Source organism: Streptomyces sp. NPDC051913 (genome assembly GCF_044593635.1).
Lineage (GTDB): Bacteria > Actinomycetota > Actinomycetes > Streptomycetales > Streptomycetaceae > Streptomyces.
Genome location: NZ_JBIUCI010000017.1, coordinates 1 through 19,158, shown reverse-complemented (window position 1 = coordinate 19,158; position 19,158 = coordinate 1). Strand labels below are relative to the sequence as shown.

The 19,158-nt window shown below is 71.8% G+C and carries 14 protein-coding genes and 1 tRNA gene; 2 read left to right on the top strand and 13 right to left on the bottom strand.

The window, feature by feature from the left end:
- Nucleotides 1–16: 16 nt before the first annotated feature.
- From ACIHIX_RS37465 to ACIHIX_RS37425, 9 genes are all read right to left on the bottom strand, one after another.
- The gene (locus ACIHIX_RS37465; protein ID WP_399964325.1) at nt 17–1,255 is read right to left on the bottom strand and encodes an MDR family MFS transporter; all 1,239 of its coding nucleotides are present in this window, start codon (nt 1,253–1,255) and stop codon (nt 17–19) included.
- Nucleotides 1,252–3,048 carry an ABC transporter permease subunit gene (locus tag ACIHIX_RS37460; RefSeq protein WP_399964323.1) on the bottom strand — a complete coding sequence of 599 codons (1,797 nt, stop codon included), beginning with the start codon at nt 3,046–3,048 and terminating at the stop codon, nt 1,252–1,254. The genes ACIHIX_RS37465 and ACIHIX_RS37460 overlap by 4 nt, the downstream gene beginning before the upstream one ends.
- A 3-nt stretch (nt 3,049–3,051) precedes the next feature.
- Entirely contained in the window at nt 3,052–4,542 is a 1,491-nt protein-coding gene (locus ACIHIX_RS37455; protein WP_399964321.1) for an ABC transporter substrate-binding protein, read from the bottom strand.
- A gap of 7 nt (nt 4,543–4,549) precedes the next feature.
- Nucleotides 4,550–5,083, bottom strand: a complete 534-nt coding sequence (locus ACIHIX_RS37450; protein WP_399964319.1) for a GNAT family N-acetyltransferase — start codon at nt 5,081–5,083, stop codon at nt 4,550–4,552.
- A 95-nt stretch (nt 5,084–5,178) separates the two neighbouring features.
- The gene (locus ACIHIX_RS37445) at nt 5,179–7,515 is read right to left on the bottom strand and encodes a DUF4132 domain-containing protein (protein ID WP_399964317.1); all 2,337 of its coding nucleotides are present in this window, start codon (nt 7,513–7,515) and stop codon (nt 5,179–5,181) included.
- A gap of 87 nt (nt 7,516–7,602) precedes the next feature.
- The gene (locus tag ACIHIX_RS37440; RefSeq protein ID WP_399964315.1) at nt 7,603–8,961 is read right to left on the bottom strand and encodes a GH1 family beta-glucosidase; all 1,359 of its coding nucleotides are present in this window, start codon (nt 8,959–8,961) and stop codon (nt 7,603–7,605) included.
- A gap of 20 nt (nt 8,962–8,981) precedes the next feature.
- Entirely contained in the window at nt 8,982–9,821 is an 840-nt protein-coding gene (locus ACIHIX_RS37435) for a carbohydrate ABC transporter permease (RefSeq protein WP_399964313.1), read from the bottom strand.
- Nucleotides 9,822–9,834: 13 nt separating this feature from the next.
- Nucleotides 9,835–10,827: a carbohydrate ABC transporter permease gene (locus ACIHIX_RS37430; RefSeq protein WP_399964611.1), complete on the bottom strand. Its 993-nt coding sequence runs from the start codon at nt 10,825–10,827 to the stop codon at nt 9,835–9,837.
- Between the two features lie 5 nt (nt 10,828–10,832).
- Nucleotides 10,833–12,149: an ABC transporter substrate-binding protein gene (locus ACIHIX_RS37425; RefSeq protein ID WP_399964311.1), complete on the bottom strand. Its 1,317-nt coding sequence runs from the start codon at nt 12,147–12,149 to the stop codon at nt 10,833–10,835.
- Between the two features lie 222 nt (nt 12,150–12,371).
- Here ACIHIX_RS37425 and ACIHIX_RS37420 point away from each other — a divergent pair, with 222 nt between their 5' ends.
- Nucleotides 12,372–14,117: a coagulation factor 5/8 type domain-containing protein gene (locus tag ACIHIX_RS37420; RefSeq protein ID WP_399964309.1), complete on the top strand. Its 1,746-nt coding sequence runs from the start codon at nt 12,372–12,374 to the stop codon at nt 14,115–14,117.
- A 17-nt stretch (nt 14,118–14,134) separates the two neighbouring features.
- Here ACIHIX_RS37420 and ACIHIX_RS37415 read toward each other — a convergent pair whose 3' ends face one another.
- From ACIHIX_RS37415 to ACIHIX_RS37400, 4 genes are all read right to left on the bottom strand, one after another.
- Entirely contained in the window at nt 14,135–15,049 is a 915-nt protein-coding gene (locus ACIHIX_RS37415) for an LLM class flavin-dependent oxidoreductase (RefSeq protein WP_399964307.1), read from the bottom strand.
- Nucleotides 15,050–15,183: 134 nt separating this feature from the next.
- The gene (gene fusA, locus ACIHIX_RS37410) at nt 15,184–17,229 is read right to left on the bottom strand and encodes an elongation factor G (protein ID WP_399964305.1); all 2,046 of its coding nucleotides are present in this window, start codon (nt 17,227–17,229) and stop codon (nt 15,184–15,186) included.
- 392 nt (nt 17,230–17,621) lie between these two features.
- A tRNA-Leu gene (locus tag ACIHIX_RS37405) sits at nt 17,622–17,706 on the bottom strand.
- A 147-nt stretch (nt 17,707–17,853) separates the two neighbouring features.
- Nucleotides 17,854–18,543 carry a GntR family transcriptional regulator gene (locus ACIHIX_RS37400; protein ID WP_399964609.1) on the bottom strand — a complete coding sequence of 230 codons (690 nt, stop codon included), beginning with the start codon at nt 18,541–18,543 and terminating at the stop codon, nt 17,854–17,856.
- Here ACIHIX_RS37400 and ACIHIX_RS37395 point away from each other — a divergent pair.
- The coding region (locus ACIHIX_RS37395) for a ketopantoate reductase family protein (RefSeq protein WP_399964303.1) at nt 18,449–19,158 on the top strand (710 nt) is incomplete at its 3' end. The two genes, ACIHIX_RS37400 and ACIHIX_RS37395, sit on opposite strands and share 95 nt — an antisense overlap.

The following is a 19,158-nucleotide window of genomic DNA, read 5'->3' as shown; positions in this document are numbered from 1 at the left end:
GTCGGGACCAGCGCGCTCACTCGCCCTGCGCCCGGCGTGGCAGCAACCCGATCGCCGCCACCGGTACGGCGGCCAGGACCAGCCAGGGCACGGCCGCGGGCAGCCCGGTGTCGAGGAGAGTGCCCGTCGCCGAGCTGCCGATCAGGACGATGAGGCCGGACACGGAGGACAGCGCCCCGGTGTAGAGGCCGAGCCGGCCGTCCTCGGCGAGGTCGGGGACCCAGGCGCGGGCGACGGGGGCGACGAGCATCTGGCCCAGGGTGAGCAGGACGACGAAACCGGCCGCGGGCAGCAGCCCGGCCGTACCCGTCCGGTCGGCGGGGCGGGCCAGGGCCACCACGGCGAAGCCGGCGGAGATCAGGAGCAGTCCGGCCACCATCGAGCGGCGTGGCTCCAGCCGGTCGCCCACCCAGCGGGTGACGGGCAGCTGGGCGGTCACCACCAGCAGCGACGACAGTGCGAACAGCCAGGCCAGGGGCGCCTGCGAGCCGGCGGCGCGCTCCACCTCCGCCGGGAGGGCGAGGTAGAGCTGGTTGTAGGCGAGGAGGTAGGCGCCGTACGCGCAGCACAGCGCGAGGAAGCGCCGGTTGCGGAACAACAGCCGTAGGCCGCCCTTGAGTCGGACACGCCTGCGGCCGGGGATGTGCTGGGGCAGCAGCCGGGCGTGCCCGGCGAGCACCAGGACGAAGACGCCGGCGCCCGCCAGGCACACCGTCCGGAAGTCCACCGACAGCAGCAGCGCGCCGAGCAACGGCCCCACGAACGCGCCCGCTTGGCCCGCCACCGTGAACAGCGCGAGGACGCGGGTGCGCGAGATGCCGGTGGCTTCCTCGTGGACCACCGCCTGCCGGGCGACCTCGGACTCGACCGCCGGTGAGAACAGCGCGGCGGCGAACCCGATCAGCAGGACGGCACCGATGACCGCCCAGGTCCGCGTCGCGTACCCGAGCCACGCGAACCCGGCGATCCGCAGCGCGCAGCCGGCCAGGACGACGGGCCGGATGCCGTACCGGTCGGCCAGCGCCCCGCCCACCACGAACAGCCCCTGCTGGCTGAAGGTCCGCAGTCCCAGCACGAACCCGACCAGCCAGCCCGCCATCCCGACCGCCTGCCCGAGGTGCTCGGAGAGGAAGGGCAGTACGGCGAAGAAGCCGATGTTGAAGGCGAGTTGGGTGAGGATCAGCAGGCGGAGGAGCGGGGAGAGGCGGGCGGTGCGGTCCGGCGCCCTGCGGACACCGATCGACAGGCCGCTCATCGGACTCCTGCCAGTTCCTTCGATTCCCTTGTACGAGGCTGCTGTTCAGGTACCGCCGCCGGCGTGCGCGGCTTGCGTCGGGGCATTCGCACGCCCCCCGCCGCCGTCACCGCCAGCGCGCCCAGCAGGGCGAGGGCCGCGGCCGGGGCGAGGACGGCCCAGGGAGCACGCTCGGCGTAGGGCTGGTTCTCGGCGAGCAGCAGGCCCCACTCCGGGGTGGGCGGCTGGGCGCCCAGGCCGAGGAAGGCGAGCGAGGCGAGGGCGAGGGCGATGCCGGGCAGCCGCAGCAGGGCGTGGCGGGTGACGGGCGGCAGCACGGCGGGCAGGAGTTCGTGCCGCAGCAGATACCAACGCCCTGCGCCCAGGCCACGGGTGGCGGTGATGTGGAGGGCGGCGCGTTCCTGGCGCAGGAGTGCGGAGGTGTGGGCGGCCAGGGGTGCCCAGGCGACGGCGCCGACGGCGAGGGCGGGGGTGGCGGATCCGCCGCCGACCACGGCGGTGACGAGGAGGGCGACGAGGACCGGGGGCAGGGCGACGATCGTGTCCACGAGGGGCCCCGAGACGCGGGGCAGCAGGCCCAGCAGAACGCCGCTCAGCAGCGCGGCGGCGCTGATCGCGAGGGCGAGCAGCAGGGTGTCGAGGGCGCCGTGGCCGACGCGGGCGAGCAGGTCCCGGCCGAGTCCGTCGGTGCCGAACGGGTGCTGGAGGGACGGGGGTTGGAGGCGCTCGCCGGTGTCGAGGGCGAGCGGGTCGCGGGGCAGGCCGAGGGTGATGACGAGCGCGAGGAGCCCGCCGTACGCGAAGGGCTGGAGGGTGCGGGCCGGGGGCGTCGGGCCGTGCAGGGACGGCAGGGCGCCGTCGCGCAGGGCGGGGCCGACGAGGAGGCGGCCGACGAGGGCGGCGAGGCCCGCCGCGGCGGCCGCGAGCAGGACGAGGGCGAGGGTGCCGGCCTGGAGGACGGGGAGGTCCTGGGCGAGGGCCGCCTGGAGGGTGGTGCGGCCGAGGCCGGGGATGTCGAAGATCTGCTCCACGGCGACCGCGCCACCGGTCAGGCCGACCGCGAACAGGCCGGTGTTGGGCAGGAGTCCGGGCAGACAGCGGCGGACGGCCTGACGGGCGACGGAGCGGCCCGGCACTCCGCGTGCGGCGGCGGCCAGTGCCCAGGGTTCGGCGAAGGCGCCGGGCAGCAGGTCGTCGAGGAGCCGGCCGAGCACCGCGCCCGCGGGCAGGCCGAGGGCGAGGGCGGGGAGGATCGTCCAGCGGGGCCCGTACCAGCCGAGGGCGGGCAGCCAGCCGAGTTGGACGCCTACGACGGTGGCGAGCACGGACGCGGTGAGGAACTCGGGCAGCGCGGCCAGGACCGCGGAGCCGCTGCCACCGGCACGGCGTCCGCCGAGCCGCCGGTGCGCGCCCAGCCACAGCGTGCGCGCGCAGATCAGCGCGACGGTGACGGCGGCGACCAGGAGGGCCACCGCCATCAGCAGCAGCGAGGCGCCCAGTGCCTGGAGCACGGCGGGCGTGACCGCGTCGCCGGAGATCCACGACCGTCCCGCGTCCCCGCGCCACAGCCCGCCCAGCCACTCTCCGAGGAGACGGAACGGACCGGCGTCCAGGCCGAGTTCGTCGCGGATGTCGGCGAGTACCGCGGGGTCGGGATCACGTTCGGCCGAGCGTGCCTTGAGCACGGTCAGTGCCGGGTCGGTGCGGGTCAGCCAGGGCAGCAGGCCGATCGCGCACACCAGGGCGGCGGCGATCCCGGCCCGCCACAGCAGCGCGGCCGCTCGGTTCCGCATGCGTCAGCGCCGGGTGCCGATGCCGACGAGCGTGCGCTCGTAGGGGTCGAGGAGCGCGCCGCGTACGCCGGTGCCGACGCCGGTGATGATCCGCTGGTGGACCAGGGGGACGACGGCGTCGGTGCCCAGGATCCGCGCCTCGGCCGCCATGGCCGCGTCCTGCCGTGCGTCGGTGTCGGCGAGGCTCTCGGCCCTGGCGACGGCCTTGTCCACGCTCCGGTCGCAGAGTTGGGCGATGTTGTAGCCGCCGTCGCAGGTGTGGTCACTGGCGAGCACGGAGACGGGGTCGCCGGTGTCGACGAGGGTGTTGCGGGCGAGGACGAACGCGTCGAACTTCCCGTCCAGCGCGTCGGTTTCGAGCCGTGCGTACGCGCGCACCTCCAGGTCGACGCGGAATCCGGCCTTCTCCAGTTGCTGCTTCAACACCTGGGCGACCTCGGGGAGTTCGGGCCGGTTGTCATAGGTGGCGAGGGTGATCGCGGTCCCGTCGGCGTCGGCGGCCGGCGCACGTCCGCCCGGTGCGGTCCGCTTGCCCTCGGCCCAGGTGACGGCGGGTCCGTAGATGCCGGTGCCGGCGTCCGCGTATCCCTCGTACACGTCCTTGGCGAACACGGCGGTGTCGACGGCCTGACGGGCGGCGGCCCGGCGGCCGGCGTTCTTGAAGGGCCCCGACCCGGTGTTGAGCAGCAGGCTGGTGGTACGGGTCGTCGCGGTCGCCTTGCGCAGGCCCTTGTCGAGGGTGGCGGCCTGGGCGACGGGTATCGCCTCGGCGAGGTCGACCTGGCCGGTGCGCAGGGCGTTGGCGCGGGCGGTGCCGTCGGAGACGAACTTGACGTCGATCCCGGCGGCCTGGGCCCGGCCGCCCCAGTAGTCGGCGAAACGGTCGAGGGTGGCGGCGGTGGCGCCCATGACCTTGGTGAGTTCGAAGGGTCCGGTGGCGTGGCCTACCGGGTCGACGCCGTCCTCCTCGGCGTAGGCCTGCGCGGAGAGGACGGCGAGGCTCGGGCTGGACAGGCGCAGCGGCAGGACGGGGTCGGGGTCCTTCGTGGTGACCCGTACGCCGGTGCTCCCCTCGGCCTTCGCGGTGAGGGTCACGCCCGCGAGGGCGGCCGGGGCCGGCTTGGCCTCGGTGGCGTGGGTGAGGGAGGCGGCGACGGCGGCCGGGGTGACCTCGGTGCCGTCCTGGAAGCCGGCCTCGCGCAGGGTGAAGAGCCAGGTGCGGTCGTTCTCGCGCCGCCAGGACGAGGCGAGCGCGGGGGCCGGGGCGCCGTTGGCGTCGAGGGCGGTCAGGCCCTCGGTGACACCGAGGCGGCTGAGGATCGTGGCGTCGGCGCCGTACGGCGAGAGGTTCTCGGCGGGCGGGAAGGCGAGGGCGACCCGCAGCCGGGAGCCGTCGTCCGTGTCGTCGGCCGAGCCGTCGGCTCCCTCGGAGGCGAAGCAGCCGCTCAGGACCGGGGTGAGGAGGAACGCGCAGAGCAGTCGGAGGCGGCGCATCGGCCGGTCACCGTCCCATCGGAAGTTCGAAGTGCAGAACGCCGTTGCCGCCGTCCGGGTCGTCGCGCTCGTCGTGCACGAGCTTGCCGAGCGACCGCCAGAACGCCTCGGCGCCGGGAACGGACGGATCGGTGTGCAGATATACGGCGCGGTAGGCGCCGTCGGCCGCGGCGAACGCCAGCAGTTCGGCGACCAGCCGTCGGGCGAGGCCGCGTCGGCGGTGCTCGGGGCGGACGTAGATCCGGCGCACCTGGGCGGTCTCCCCGGAGGGGTAACGCTCGGCGACATGGCGGGGGTTCGGCGGGTGGGCCGGGCCGCGCGCGTCGAGGGCGCCGGTGGCGACGACCTCGCCGGCCGGGTCGGTGGCGACGAGGAGGGTGTGCCGCGACGGGGCCAGATAGGCGGCGGCCGGGTCGATGATGTCGCCGTGCCAGCGGGGCACGTACCCGGTGCCGAAGTCGCGGTAGACGGTGTCGAGCATCACGGCCCGCACACCGTCCAGGTCGTCCGGGCCCGCGGCCCTGATGCTGTAGTCATGCACTTGCGCATCATATGCATTAGCGGAAACGCTTGATCACGGGGTGATGTGACAGTGGTCGGGAACACCCCCACAACCTACCGACATGACATCCATTTTCAAAAACGCGGGCGTCCGGCTCCCCCGGCTATCTGGGCCCGGATGGAACCGTCACTGATCTCGCTGTCCGCGGCCAGCAGCATCGCCTTGCTGAGGATCAGCGAGAGACGGTCGTCCTCGAACGGCAGGAATATCCTGGCGGCGGGGGTCCGGGTGCGGGACGGGACGATGCAGAGGTAGGAGTCGTCGGGGTCCATCAGGATGTTGGCCGAGCCGAGGTGGATGCGGTACGTGCGCAGATCGCCTCGGACCACGAGGAAGCGGTCGCGCAGGGTGCAGCGGTCGGCGATCTTGAGGCGGGGCAGGATGCGCGAGAGGGCGTCGCGGCGGGCCTCGGCGGTCTCGGTGAGGTCGGCGAAACCGGCGCGCTCCCAGTAGGCGCGGGCCGGGCCCTGTTCGCTCCAGTCGGGGTCGGCGGCGATGGAGGTGACGCCGACGAAGAGGTCGACGTCGCGCATGGCCTCGCTGAAGACCAGCGGGGGCACCTCGGCCAGCGGGGCTTCGCGCCAACGGCCGCCCACCCGTTGGTCGAAGCGGACCCGGTCCGTCGAGGCCACCGGGTCGTCGTCCGCCCAGTCCACGAAGGCGTGCGAGAAGCGGGCCCGCCAACCGTCCGCGACCAGCGTCCGCGTCGCCTCGTCCCCGTCGCCGCCGTCCCACGGACCGAGCAGACGGCTCGTCCAGCCTCGCGCCCGGAACAGCCCGCGCATCCTGCGGTAGTGGACGAGGTGCGCGGCGAAGCGGTGGGAGTGCAGCCGGGTCTCCTCCTCGGCCGGGGTGAGCCGGTAGATCTCCCGGAACGCCTGCTTGAACGGCTGGCCCAGCTGCCCGTCCACCAGCCGGTCCCGCCACGCCCGTACGGTCTCGGCGTCGGCGCGGATCGGATGCCACAGGCGGACGGAGGCGTCGTCAGGGGCGTCGGGAAGGTCCTCCGTCGCCGGAAGGACGGTCCGCCACGCGCCCGGGGCCGTCTCGATCTCCCAGATCAGTCTCCCCACGACGGGCCGGGCGAGCGGGTGTTCGGCCAGCTCCGTCCGCCACCGGCCGAAGCGGTGGACGGTGTCGACCGGCAGACCGCCCTCCAAGGCCCGTGCCAACGTGGCCAGTTGGAGGTTCACGCGCTTGACCAGGTCCCGCAGCTCCTTCACCAGGTCCCCGTGGTCGCGGCGGACCGGTGCCGGGACGCCGCGCAGCGGACGGCCGTCCTTCCGCCACGTCAGCTCGGCGGCCCCGGTGACCGTGACGACGGCCGTGTATCCGTCGCCCGCCGGTCTGCGCAGGACCCCCTCGTCGTCGAAGCCCAGCCTCGGCAGGCGCAGGGCGACCTCCGTGCGCTGGGCCAGCGCCGCCTCCACCTTCTTGAGCAGCTTGTCGAGCTGCTTGGGCACGCCCGCGTGCCGGGTGAGCGAGCGGGCGGTGCGGATCGCGGTGACCGCTTCCGGGGTGGGGAACTCCTTGGCCGCGCGGACCAGTTCGTACAGGAGCGCCTGCGACGGCACCGTCCTCGCGGGCGTCGGCGCGACCGCGACGCCGGGCAGCAGTCGCCCGTACACGTCCGGCAGCCAGTCCTCGTCCCGCAGCAGTGCCACCCGCGCGGCCTGGCCGAGCACGGCGACCTCCCGGGCCGTGAACGCCTTGTCGGAGCGGTACGGAATCTCGCCGGACCCGATCCCGTCGGCCCGGTCGGCCGCCGCTTCCAGCGCGCGCCGGGCGAAGTCGACGTAGGCCGGAAGGTCGGCCAGCCTCCGCCACACCTCGGGGGTGGACTCCGGCTCGACGTACGTGTTGACCAGGTCGAGCTCGGTCATCACGAGCAGCTCGGCCGGGGTGAACCCGGTGAGCAGGTCGATCTCCGCCCGGGCGACGGGTCCCTCCCCGAGCCGCTCCGCGACCGCGCGCCGAGTGTCGTCGTCACCGAGTCCGGCCACCAGGAAGAGCGCGTACGGGTGCGCGACGCTCTTCCTCTCCAGGAGGCTCTCGGTCAAGGCGCGGGCGGGCCCCGACAGGTCGGGCCAGGGGTCCGCGCAGCGCGCCAGCGCCGCCACGCCCGGCAGGAGGTCGGCCCCGAGGTCGCTGTGCCGGCTCCGCTCGACGAGCGCCTCGAACAGCCGGCGGCAGGCGTCGGGGGTGGCGCACGGTCGCCGTTCGTCGGCCGCGCGGCGGACCGCCAGAGCCACCCGCGAGGTCGCGGGCGTGGCCTCGATGTGGTCCACCCGGTAGGCCACCTGGCGCAGCTCACCGAGCTGTTCGTCGGTGAGCTGCGCCAGGTCGGCGGACCGGACGTCCCGTTCGAAGGCCGCGTCGGTCAACGCCCGCGCCAAGTCGTCGTAGAGCATGCCCCGGATCTTGGCAGGCACCACTGACAACGGCCCTCAGCTCGGCGCGAGCTCGCTCTCGGGCGTCCGGTCGGTGATGTCGCTCCCCTACGCCGCGTTCCGCTCCCTCCCCCGGTGCGCGCGGATGATCTCCGCGTACCGGTGCCCGGAGCCCTTGATCGTGCGGGTCTGGGTGCGGTAGTCGACGTGGACGAGCCCGAAGCGCTTGTCGTAGCCGTAGGCCCACTCGAAGTTGTCGAGCAGGGACCAGGCGAAGTACCCGGCCAGGGGGGCGCCCTTGCGGGCCGCCGAGGCGCAGGCGGCGAGGTGCCGGATCAGGTAGTCCTGCCGCTCGGGGTCGTCGACCGTGCCGTCGGGGCGTACGACGTCCGGGTAGGCGGAGCCGTTCTCGGTGACGTACAGCCGCCGGGCGCCGTACTCCTCGGTGAGGCGCAGGAGCAGGGTCTCGATGCCGCTCGCGTCGATCTCCCAGTCCATGCCGGTGCGCGGGACGCCGGTACGGCGGACGGAACGGACGTGCGGGGCCGGGCCGTCGGGGTCGTCGGCGACGGTCTGCGGGAAGTAGTAGTTCAGGCCGAGCCAGTCGAGCGGGGCGGCGATGGTCTCCAAGTCGGCGGGCTTCAAGGGGAGTTCGACGCCGTACACCTCCTGCATGTCCGCCGGGAAGCCGCGGCCGTGGATCGGGTCCAGCCACCAGCGGTTGGTGTGGCCGTCCATGCGGCGGGCGGCTCGCAGGTCCTCCGGGCGGTCGGTGGCGGGGTGCACGGTGGAGAGGTTGTTGACGATGCCGATCTGGGCTCCGGGGGCTGCCGCGCGGATGGCCTGTACGGCGAGGCCGTGGCCGAGGAGCAGATGGCAGGAGGCCCGGACCGCCGCCGTCAGGTCCGTCCAGCCGGGGGCCATCGTCCCTTCGAGGTGGCCGATCCACGCCGAGCACAGGGGTTCGTTGAGGGTGGTCCAGTGGTGCACCCGGTCGCCCAGCCGCTCGGCCACGACCGAGGCGTACGCGGCGAAGTGCTCGGCGGTGTCGCGTGCGGGCCAGCCGCCGCGGTCCTGGAGGGCCTGGGGCAGGTCCCAGTGGTAGAGGGTGACGGAGGGGGTGATGCCGGCCGCCAGCAGACCGTCGATCAACTCGTCGTAGAAGGCGAGGCCCTTGGGGTTGACCGGGCCGTCACCGCCCGGCACGACCCGCGGCCAGGCGACGGACAACCGGTAGGCGTCGACCCCGAGTCGGCGCATCAGGTCGATGTCCTCGCGCCAGCGGTGGTAATGATCGCAGGCGATGTCGCCGGTGTCGCCGCCCGCCACCTTTCCCGGGGTGTGCGAGAAGGTGTCCCAGATCGACGGCGCACGGCCGTCCTCCGCCACGGCTCCCTCGATCTGGTAGGCGGCTGTGGCCGTGCCCCACAGGAAGTCGTGCGGGAGTGCGGCGAGATCGATGGTCACGTAAGTCCTTTCAGGAATGGTCACTTGACGGCGCCCGCCGTCAGACCGGCGACGAGATAGCGCTGGAGGAGCAGGAAGCCGGCCACCACCGGGACGCTCACGACCAGCGAGGCCGCCATGATCTGGTTCCAGTACACGTCGTAGAGCGTGGAGTAGCCCTGGAGGCCGACGGCGAGGGTGCGGGTGGTGTCGTTGGTCATCACCGACGCGAACAGCACCTCGCCCCAGGCCGTCATGAACGCGTAGACGGTGACGGCGACGATCCCGGGGATCGCGGCGGGCACGACGACCCGGAAGAGCGCGCCGAGCGGCCCGCAACCGTCCACCAGCGCCGCCTCGTCCAGGTCGCGCGGCACCGAGTCGAAGTACCCGATCAACATCCAGATCGAGAACGGCAGCGAGAAGGTGAGGTACGTCAGGATCAGCCCGCCGCGCGAGCCGAACAGGGCGATGCCGGTGGCGTTGCCGATGTTGACGTAGATCAGGAACAGCGGGAGCAGGAAGAGGATGCCGGGGAACATCTGCGTCGACAGGACGGTGACCGTGAAGACGCGCTTGCCACGGAAGTCGTAGCGGCTCACGGCGTAGGCCGAGAAGACGGCGATCACGACCGAGCAGACGGCTGCCGCGCTCGCCACGATCAGGGAGTTCACGAAGTACCGGGCGAGCGGGACCGTCGACCAGATGTCGATGTACGGCTGGAAGGTCACCTCACTCGGAATCCAGCGGAACTTGCCGGTGACGTCCGCCAGCGGCTTCAGCGAGCTGGAGATCATCACGTACACCGGCAGCAGGACGAAGCCCGCCAGCAGGGTGAGGAAGACACGCCGGGTCCACAGGAAGGACTTCGGTGGGGCCATCGGAGAACCGGAACTAGACACGCGACGCCCTCCGTCCGCGCGAGGTGAGAGCGAGGTACACGCCCGTCACGAGGAGCAGGAACAGCAGCAGGAGCACGGACATGGCGGAGCCGGTGCCGAAGTTCCAGGTGACGAAGGAGGCCTGGTAGATGTGGACGGAGATGAGGTCCGCGGCCTCCGGCGCCGACTTGCCGAACAGGACGTACGGCGTGTTGAAGTCGTTGAACGTCCACAGGAACAGCACCAGGATCAGCACCTGGTTGACGGCGCTCAGCGACGGCAGGGTGATGCGGCGGATCTGCTGCCACATCCCGGCGCCGTCGAGGGCCGCCGCCTCGTACAACTCCCGTGGGATGTTCTGGAGTCCGGCCATGACGATGAGGAAGGCGAACGGCCAGCCCTTCCACACGGACACGACGAGCAGGGCGATGAAGCTGTTGTCGCCGATGAGCCAGAAGGACGGCTTGTCGGTGATGCCGAGCTGGTCGTGCAGGACGTGGTTCACCAGGCCGTTGTCGTGCTGGAACATGAACACCCAGGTGATGACGGCCGCGTAGACCGGCAGGGCGTACGGCACCAGGAACAGGGCGCGCAGCAGGCCCCGGCCGCGGAAGGTGTCCTGCATGCAGATCGCGGCGGTCGTGCCGATCAGCCAGCACAGGCCGACCGACAGCAGGGTGAAGGCGATCGTGACGAGGAAGGAGTGCAGCAGGGCTTCGCCGACGGGGGCGTCGAAGTCCACCGACACCCGGAAGTTGTCGAGGCCGGCCCAGGGGGCGGCGCCCCAGTCACGGATGTAGAACTGGGTGAGTTCCTTGAAGCTCATCACGATGCCGATGATCATCGGCACGAGATGGACGAGGAGTTCGAGGATCAGGGCGGGCAGAAGGAGCAGGTAGGGCAGTCCGACGCGGCGGATCCGGCCGGGAGCGCGGCGGCGCGGTCCACGCGCCGCCGTCTCGCCCGACTCCCCCTTGCTCAGCGGGAGTTCGACGGTGCTGGTCATCTGGGTCACGCCGCCGGCATCTGCGCCTGGGCCTTCTCCAGGGCCGCCTTCACCGACTCGGTGGTCACCGCGCGGCCGGCGGCCGCGTCGGCGAACAGGCCCTTGATGGCCGTGCCGACCGCCGTCTCGAACTGGGACTCGTCGGCGACCTGCGGGGCCGCGACCGCGCTGGTGGCGAGGGTGTCCTTGAGGACACCGTTGGCGGCGGTGTTGAACGCCGCGTCGGACTGGGCGCCCTTCACCGGCGGGATGGAGCTGTAGGCGGTGTTGAGGATCTTCTGTTCGGCGTCGCTCGTCATGAACTTCACGAACTTCTTGGCGCCGTCGAGGTTGTCGGAGTTCTTGAAGACGGCGAGGTTGATGCCCATCACCATCGAGTTGACACCGGTACCGGTGCCGGGGGTGCCGGACTGCACGGGCACCGGGGCGATACCGAAGGAGTCCTCGCTCATGCCCTGGGACTTGAGGTTCGCGGACGCCGACTGCCACAGCAGCATCGCGGTCTTGCCCTTGGCGAAGTCGCTCACCGACTGGTTCTGCGCGTACTCGGCGTTGCCCGGGGCGATGACCTTGTCCTTGGCCATCAGATCGACGAACTCCTTGACGCCGGCGACCGCCCCGTCGTTGGTGAAGTCGGGCTTGCCGTCGGCGGTGAAGAAGTCGCCGCCGTGCTGCTTGGCGAAGACGACCGCGTGGTGGATGTTCTCCGACGGGTTGGCGCCCTCCACGCCGAGCGCCCACTTGCCGCCCTTGGACAGCTTCTTGCCGTCTTCGACGAACTCGGCCCAGGTGGCGGGGGGTTGGGCTATGCCCGCGTCGGCGAACATCTTCTTGTTGTAGTAGAGCGCGTACGCCATCGAGTACAGCGGCACCGCGGCCGGGTCCTTGCCCTCGGCACCGGTGGAGCCGAGCGCGGAGTCGACGAAGCGGTCCTTGCCGCCGATCGCCGCGAAGTTCTTCGCGTCCCACGGCAGCAGCGCGCCGGTGGCCTGGAGGGAGGCGCTCCAGGTGTTACCGATGTTGAGGACGTCGGGGCCCTGGCCCGAGGTCGTCGCCGTGAGGATGCGGTTGAGCAGGTCCGACCAGGGCACCACCTCCACCTTCACCTCGATGCCGGTCTGCTTCTTGAACTTGTCGAGTTCCGGCTGGAGGACCTTCTTGTCGATCTCGACGCTCGCCCCCTGGTTGGAGGCCCAGTAGGTGAGCGTCTTGGGCGAGTCGTTGGACCCGCCCTCGGTCGACGAACCGCCTCCGCAGGCCGATGCGGCCAGGGCGAGAGACATGGTGACGGCGCCTACGGCCGCGGCTCGGATGCTGCGCATGGCTCCTGGTGTCCCTTCAGGGAATGCACTCACGGCTTAATTTAGGACGTGAGTTAAACGGGCCGCGTTCGGCGCGTCAAGGGTTTGAACAGCACTTGTTGAACTCGGCGACACCTCTTGACGTCCGCGTTCGAACACTGAAGCATCCCTCGGCGAGAGAGCGCTCCCAACCCTTGCGTCGTTCACTTCCTGAACAAGGACTTCCTGAACAAGGAGCCGCCCATGAGTCCGTCCCCGCTCAGCCGGAGAACCGTCCTCGGCGCCGCGGTCCCCACCGCCCTCGCCCTGTCCGCGTCCCCGTCCTGGGGCCGCCCGAAGGCCCTGCCGGGAGGCGGCGACCTGGGCCCGAACGTCCTGGTCTTCGACCCCGGCACCCCTGACATCCAGGCGAGACTGGACGCGGTGTTCGCCCGGCAGGAGTCGGCCCAGTTCGGCACCGGCCGCTACGCACTGCTCTTCAAGCCCGGCACCTACCACGGACTCAACGCCCAACTCGGCTTCTACACCTCGATCGCGGGCCTCGGCCTCTCCCCCGACGACACGACGATCAACGGGGACGTGACGGTCGACGCGGGCTGGTTCGGCGGCAACGCCACGCAGAACTTCTGGCGTTCGGCGGAGAACCTGGCGCTGGTCCCGGCGAACGGCACCAACCGCTGGGCGGTCGCCCAGGCCGCCCCGTTCCGCCGGATGCACGTCCGCGGCGGCCTCAACCTCTCCCCCACCGGCTACGGTTGGGCCAGCGGCGGTTACATCGCCGACAGCCGTATCGACGGCCAGGTCGGCCCGTACTCCCAGCAGCAGTGGTACACCCGGGACAGTTCGATCGGCAGCTGGCTCAACGGCGTCTGGAACATGGTGTTCTCGGGCGTCGAGGGCGCCCCCGCCCAGAGCTTCCCGAACCCGCCGTACACCACCCTCGACACCACACCCGTCTCCCGTGAGAAGCCGTTCCTCTACCTCAGCGGCAGCGAGTACCGGGTCTTCCTGCCGGCCCCGCGTACCAACGCCCGCGGGGTGACCTGGGGCAACGGCACGCCGCGCGGCACCTCACTGCCCCTGTCGCTCTTCTACGTCGCCAAGCCGGGCGTCTCGGCGGCGACGCTGAACCAGGCCCTCGCCCAGGGACTGCACCTGCTGTTGACGCCGGGCATCTACCACGTCGACCGGCCGATCCAGGTGGACCGCGCCAACACCGTGGTCCTGGGCCTGGGTTACGCCACCCTCGTGCCGGACAACGGCGTCACCGCGCTGAAGGTCGCCGATGTCGACGGCGTGCGGCTGGCCGGCTTCCTGATCGACGCCGGGCCGGTCAACTCCCCCTCCCTGCTGGAGGTCGGCCCGAGCGGCGCGTGGCGGAACCACTCCGCCAACCCCACCACCGTGCAGGACGTGTTCATCCGCATCGGCGGCGCGGGCCCCGGCAAGGCCACGACCTCCATGGTCATCAACAACCGGCACACCATCGTCGACCACACCTGGGTCTGGCGCGCCGACCACGGCGAGGGCGTCGGCTGGGAGACCAACCGCGCGGATTACGGCGTGGTCGTCCACGGCTCGGACGTCCTCGCCACCGGCCTGTTCGTGGAACACTTCAACAAGTACGACGTCCAGTGGTTCGGCGAGCGCGGGCGCACGATCTTCTTCCAGAACGAGAAGGCGTACGACGCCCCGAACCAGGCCGCGATCCAGAACGGCACGGTCAAGGGGTACGCGGCCTACCGGGTCGGCGACGCGGTGACCGCCCACGAGGGCTGGGGCCTGGGCAGTTACTGCTATTACAACGTCGACCCCACGATCGTGCAGCACCACGGGTTCGCCGCCCCGAACCGGCCGGGAGTGCGCTTCCACGACCTGCTCGTCGTCTCGCTCGGGGGCCAGGGCCAGTACGAGCGCGTCATCAACGAGACGGGAGCGGCGACGTCGGGCACCTCGACCGTGCCGTCCACCGTGGTGTCGTATCCCTGACCGATCTTGACGTGCCGTCAGGTGCGGGCGGTCATCACGGCCTCCCGCACCGCCGGAGCGATCTCCTGCGCCCACCGGCCGAGCGTGACGTCGGCCGGGGTGCCGTCGTCCACGCGGAAGTGGACGAACCCGTGGGCGCCGAACTCCAGTACGGCGCCGGTGAGTTCCTCGACCCACTGCGCCACCGAGCCACCCCGCCACACCCCGTCGGTGTCGCGCGGGGCGGCGACGGGGGTGCGGGTGATGACACCGGGGAGGTTGTAGACCGTGACGATGTCGGCGGGATCGCGGCCCGCCGCGAGGGCGGCCTCGTCGATGACGGGCCGGGAGTCACGGTGGCGCGGACTCAGCCAGTCGGCGGCGTGGCCGGGGATCCAGCCGTCGGCCACCCTGCCGGTGGCGGCGAGCGACTTCGGCCCCACCGAGCCGGTCCACACCGGCGGCACCGCGACCGCGGCCGGTTCGAGGCCGTGCACCTGGTAGAACTCCCCCTCGAACGTGACCGGTTCGCCGCCCCCGCCGAGCAGCCGGATGAGGGTGACCGCCTCCTCGAAGGCCCGTACCGCGGCTCCCGGCCCGAGCCGCTCGACCCCCAGCCGGGCGATCTCGTCCCACAGCCCGCCCGCGCCCATGCCCAGCACCAGCCGGCCGCCGGTCAGCGCGGACAGCGAGGTGACCGTGCGCGCCAGCATCGGCGCGGGGCGGCTGGGCAGGTTGCTGACACTGACCAGCGCCGAGACCCGCTCGGTCCGGCCGAGGACCACCCCGACCTGGGCGTACGCGTCGAGCCTGGCCGCGTAGTAGGGGTGGTCGGAGACGGTGACCAGGTCGAGGCCCTGCCGGTCCGCCTGGACGGCGAGCCGCAGCGACTCCTCGATGTCACCGACGGCTGTGCTGATACCGGTACCGAACACCGGCTTGTGCAATGACATGGCGGACTCCGCCCTCTCCCCGTCGACTGCGTGCCCCGTTCCCCGGAGCGCCGTTTCAGTTCGTACCACGAACGTTATTGGTTCGTGGTACGAACTGACAACAGGGCCTTCGGCCTAGGACCGCAGCCCCAGGACTACCCGGCCGTCACCCCGGACGGCGCCGGAGCGTACCCCGTCGGCCGGGCCGTGAACGTGCCGCGGCCCTGGGTCCGGCTGCGCAACCGGGTCGCGTAGCCGAAGAGTTCGGCGAGCGGAACGGTGGCCGTGACGACCACCGAACCCCCGCGCGCCGCCGAGCCCGTGACCCGGCCGCGCCGGGCCGCGAGGTCGCCGAGCACTCCGCCGACCGCGGCGTCCGGCACGGTGACCGTGACCTCGGCCACCGGTTCGAGGAGCACCATGGCACAGGCGCGCAGGGCGTCCCGGAGCCCGAACCGGCCCGCCGTACGGAAGGCCGTGTCGGAGGAGTCCTTCACATGGGTCGCCCCGTCGGTGAGGGTGACGCGGAGCCCGGTCACGGGGTGACCGGCGAGCGGCCCCTCGGCCAGGGCGTCCCGGCAGCCGGCCTCGACCGCCCTGACGTACTCCTGCGGCACCCGTCCGCCGACGACGGCCGAGCGGAACTCGAACCCGGCGTCGCCGTCCCACGGCTCCACGTCGAGGACGACATGCGCGAACTGCCCCGCTCCACCGTCCTGTTTGACGTGCCGGAAGACGAACCCGGACACCCCGCGTCCGACGGTCTCCCGGTGCGCCACCCGCGGCCGCCCGGCGTTGACGTCCAGCCCCTGATCACGCCGTACCTTCTCCAGCGCGACCTCCAGATGCAGTTCGCCCATGCCGGACAGCACGGTCTGTCCGGTCTCCGGGTCGGCCCGCACGACGAGCGACGGGTCCTCCTCGGCCAGCCGGGCGAGCGCCTGGCTCAGCCGGTCGGTGTCGGTGGAGCGTACGGCCTCGACCGCCACCGAGACGACCGGTTCGGCGACGCTCGGCGGTTCGAGGACGAGCGGCGCGTCCGGCGCGCACAGGGTCGACCCGGCGCGGGCCGCCTTCAGCCCGACGACCGCCACGATGTCCCCGGCGACCGCCCGCTCCAGCTGGGCATGCCGGTCGGCCTGGACCCGCAGGATGCGTCCGACGCGCTCGGTACGCCGTACACCCGAGTCCCACACCGCGTCCCCCTTCTCGATGGTTCCGGAGTAGACCCGCAGGTAGGTGAGCCTGCCGGTCGGGGTGGCGTTCACCTTGAACACCAGCGCCGCGAACGGCGCCGCCGGGTCGGCGGGCCGCTCCTGCCCGTCCCCCTCGCCGGTGCCGCGCACGGCGGGTACGTCGAGCGGGGACGGCAGATACGCCACGAGCGCGTCGAGCAGTGGTTCGACACCGCGGTTGCGGTAGGCCGAGCCGCACAGCACGACGACCCCGTCGCCGGAGTGCGTGAGCTCGCGCAGCGCCTCGCCGAGCGTCCGGTTGTCGAGCGCCGAGCGGGCACAGAACTCCTCCAGCGCCGCCGGATGCAGCTCGGCGACGGCCTCCTCCAGCAGCCGACGCCGCCGCGCGGCTTCCTCGGCCAGCGCCTCCGGGATCTCCGCTACGACCATGTCGGCGCCGTCGGCCCAGGTCAGCGCCCGCATCCGGACCAGGTCGACGACCCCGCGGAAGCCGTCCTCCGCCCCGATGGGCAGCTGCACGACCAGCGGTGCCGGGTGCAGCCGCTCCCGGAGGGAGGCGACGGCGGAGTCGAGGTCGGCGCCGGCGCGGTCCATCTTGTTGACGAACGCGATCCGCGGGACGCCGTACCGGTCGGCCTGCCGCCAGACGGACTCGCTCTGCGGTTCCACGCCCGCGACGGCGTCGAACACCGCGACCGCGCCGTCGAGGACGCGCAGCGAGCGCTCCACCTCGTCGGCGAAGTCGACATGGCCCGGGGTGTCGATCAGGTTGACCCGATGACCGTCCCAGGCACAGCTGATCGCCGCCGCGAAGATCGTGATGCCGCGGTCGCGCTCCTGCGGGTCGAAGTCGGTGACGGTGGTGCCGTCGTGGACCTCACCGCGCCGGTGCGTGGTGCCGGTGGCGAACAGGATCCGCTCGGTGACGGTGGTCTTGCCCGCGTCGACATGGGCGAGGATGCCCAGGTTGCGGACGGTGGTGAGAGGGTTGATGCGAGTACGCACGGCCCGAGGCCTTTCGAGGTGTTCCGGGAAAAGGGCAGCGCGATTCCCGTACGAGACACTCGACTTGACGTTGCGTCAGGAGTTCGTGACGGGCATCCGGTACCGGCCGCGCAGCAGGCACCGGGCGGCCGGAGACACGAGGATCACCTCGTAGCGGGCACGGGAAGCGACGGCAGCGGTGCGCTCACACACGGCCGGACTCCCCTCACTCGTCATGGATCTCGTCGTACGGCACACCGGGCCCGGTCACGGGCGGCGTGCGGTTCGTGGTGAGTGTAGGGAGCGGGTGGAGCGGTCGGCACGCGAATATTCGACGGCTCGCAAGGCAACGTAAAACAGCTTGTGCGGGCCGAGGCGAAACCTCGACCCGCACAAGCTGCGGTTACTCTCTGTGTCCGAGGGGGGACTTGAACCCCCACGCCCGATAAAGGGCACTAGCACCTCAAGCTAGCGCGTCTGCCATTCCGCCACCCGGACTAGGTGTCTGCCGCCTGGCCGGAGGTGTTCCCCGCGGCGACATGGACAACAATACCAAGCTTTCGGAGCGCCTTTCACCTGCATATCCGCAGGCCGGGCGGTGGCCACGGCAGGGCGGTGCCAGGGGTGCGGTGAGTGACCGGGCGGTCACTCGGCAGGCGGCTGCTTCGCCCGCTCGTGGTACATCTTCCGCGTGTGCTCGGTGTGGGCCCGCATCGCCTCGGTCGCACCCTGTTCGTCGCGGTCCGCGATGGCCGCGATCAGTTCGCGGTGCTCGATCCAGGACTGCCGGCCGCGCTGTCGGGCCACCGGCGTGTAGTACCAGCGGACCCGCCGGTCGACCTGGGCGGCCAGCTCCGCGAGGACCGCGTTGCCGGCGAGCTCCATGATCTTCGCGTGCAGCCGGGCGTTCATCGCGACGGCGGCGTCCACGTCGTCGTCGGCGACGGCACGCTCGCCCTCCGCGCACATCTCCTCCAGGACGGCGATGGCGGCGGTTGTGGCGTTGGCCGCGGCGAGCCGGGCGGCCTCGGCCTCCAGCAGTGTCCGCACGGTGAGGAGCTGATCGGCCTCCTCCTCGGTGGGCTCGTGCACGAACGCACCCTGCGCGGGCCGCAGATCCACCCACCCCTCGGTACTGAGCCGCTGCAACGCCTCCCGCACCGGCTGCCGCGAGACCCCCAGATGCCCCGCCAGCTCACTCTCGACCAGATGCTGACCAGGCTGCAACGCACGCGTGGTGATGAGTTCGAGGAGCGCCTCGTACACACGGTCACGCAACGGGCCGGGGCGTTCGAGCTTGGGCACCGCACCCTGCGGCAGGCCAGTCGTCGACAACATCACGGCCCCTCCTCGTCAGCATCGTCGCTGTGTGCAGGAGCCAATTATGAATTGGCTTTCGCCTACAGTCTACGGCGCACAAAAGGCCGGGCGGAGGGGAGTTGGGGCGCGGGAACCGGACAGCGGGGTGGCCGAACTCTTGCTGCCCTTCATTCCATCCTGTAGACAATATTTCGTCGACACAGTTCGACGGTTCCGCGGTACACCCTCGACCGAACGGAGCTCCCACCCCATGAAAGTCGCAGTCCTCGGCGCCGGAGCCATCGGCGCCTACGTCGGCGCCGCCCTGCACCGCGCAGGAGCCGACGTCCACCTCATCGCCCGTGGACCCCACCTCGCGGCCATGAGGCAAAACGGCGTCCAGATCCTCTCCCCCCGAGGCGACTTCACCGCCCACACCCACGCCACCGACGACCCCGCCGACATCGGCCCCGTCGACTACGTCTTCCTCGGCCTCAAAGCCACCTCCTACGCGGCGTGCGGGCCCCTCATCGAACCCCTCCTCCACCCCGATACGGCCGTGATCGCCGCCCAGAACGGCATCCCCTGGTGGTACTTCCACGCCCACGGCGGCCCCCACAACGGCCACCGACTCGAAAGCGTCGACCCGGG

Excerpts from the sequence above, each read along its gene's own strand:
- ACIHIX_RS37430 (WP_399964611.1), bottom strand. The coding sequence starts at position 10,827 with ATGACCAGCACCGTCGAACTCCCGCTGAGCAAGGGGGAGTCGGGCGAG.
- ACIHIX_RS37425 (WP_399964311.1), bottom strand. The coding sequence starts at position 12,149 with ATGCGCAGCATCCGAGCCGCGGCCGTAGGCGCCGTCACCATGTCTCTC.
- ACIHIX_RS37455 (WP_399964321.1), bottom strand. The coding sequence starts at position 4,542 with ATGCGCCGCCTCCGACTGCTCTGCGCGTTCCTCCTCACCCCGGTCCTG.
- ACIHIX_RS37420 (WP_399964309.1), top strand. The coding sequence starts at position 12,372 with ATGAGTCCGTCCCCGCTCAGCCGGAGAACCGTCCTCGGCGCCGCGGTC.
- ACIHIX_RS37465 (WP_399964325.1), bottom strand. The coding sequence starts at position 1,255 with ATGAGCGGCCTGTCGATCGGTGTCCGCAGGGCGCCGGACCGCACCGCC.
- ACIHIX_RS37445 (WP_399964317.1), bottom strand. The coding sequence starts at position 7,515 with ATGCTCTACGACGACTTGGCGCGGGCGTTGACCGACGCGGCCTTCGAA.
- ACIHIX_RS37415 (WP_399964307.1), bottom strand. The coding sequence starts at position 15,049 with ATGTCATTGCACAAGCCGGTGTTCGGTACCGGTATCAGCACAGCCGTC.
- ACIHIX_RS37435 (WP_399964313.1), bottom strand. The coding sequence starts at position 9,821 with ATGGCCCCACCGAAGTCCTTCCTGTGGACCCGGCGTGTCTTCCTCACC.
- ACIHIX_RS37460 (WP_399964323.1), bottom strand. The coding sequence starts at position 3,048 with ATGCGGAACCGAGCGGCCGCGCTGCTGTGGCGGGCCGGGATCGCCGCC.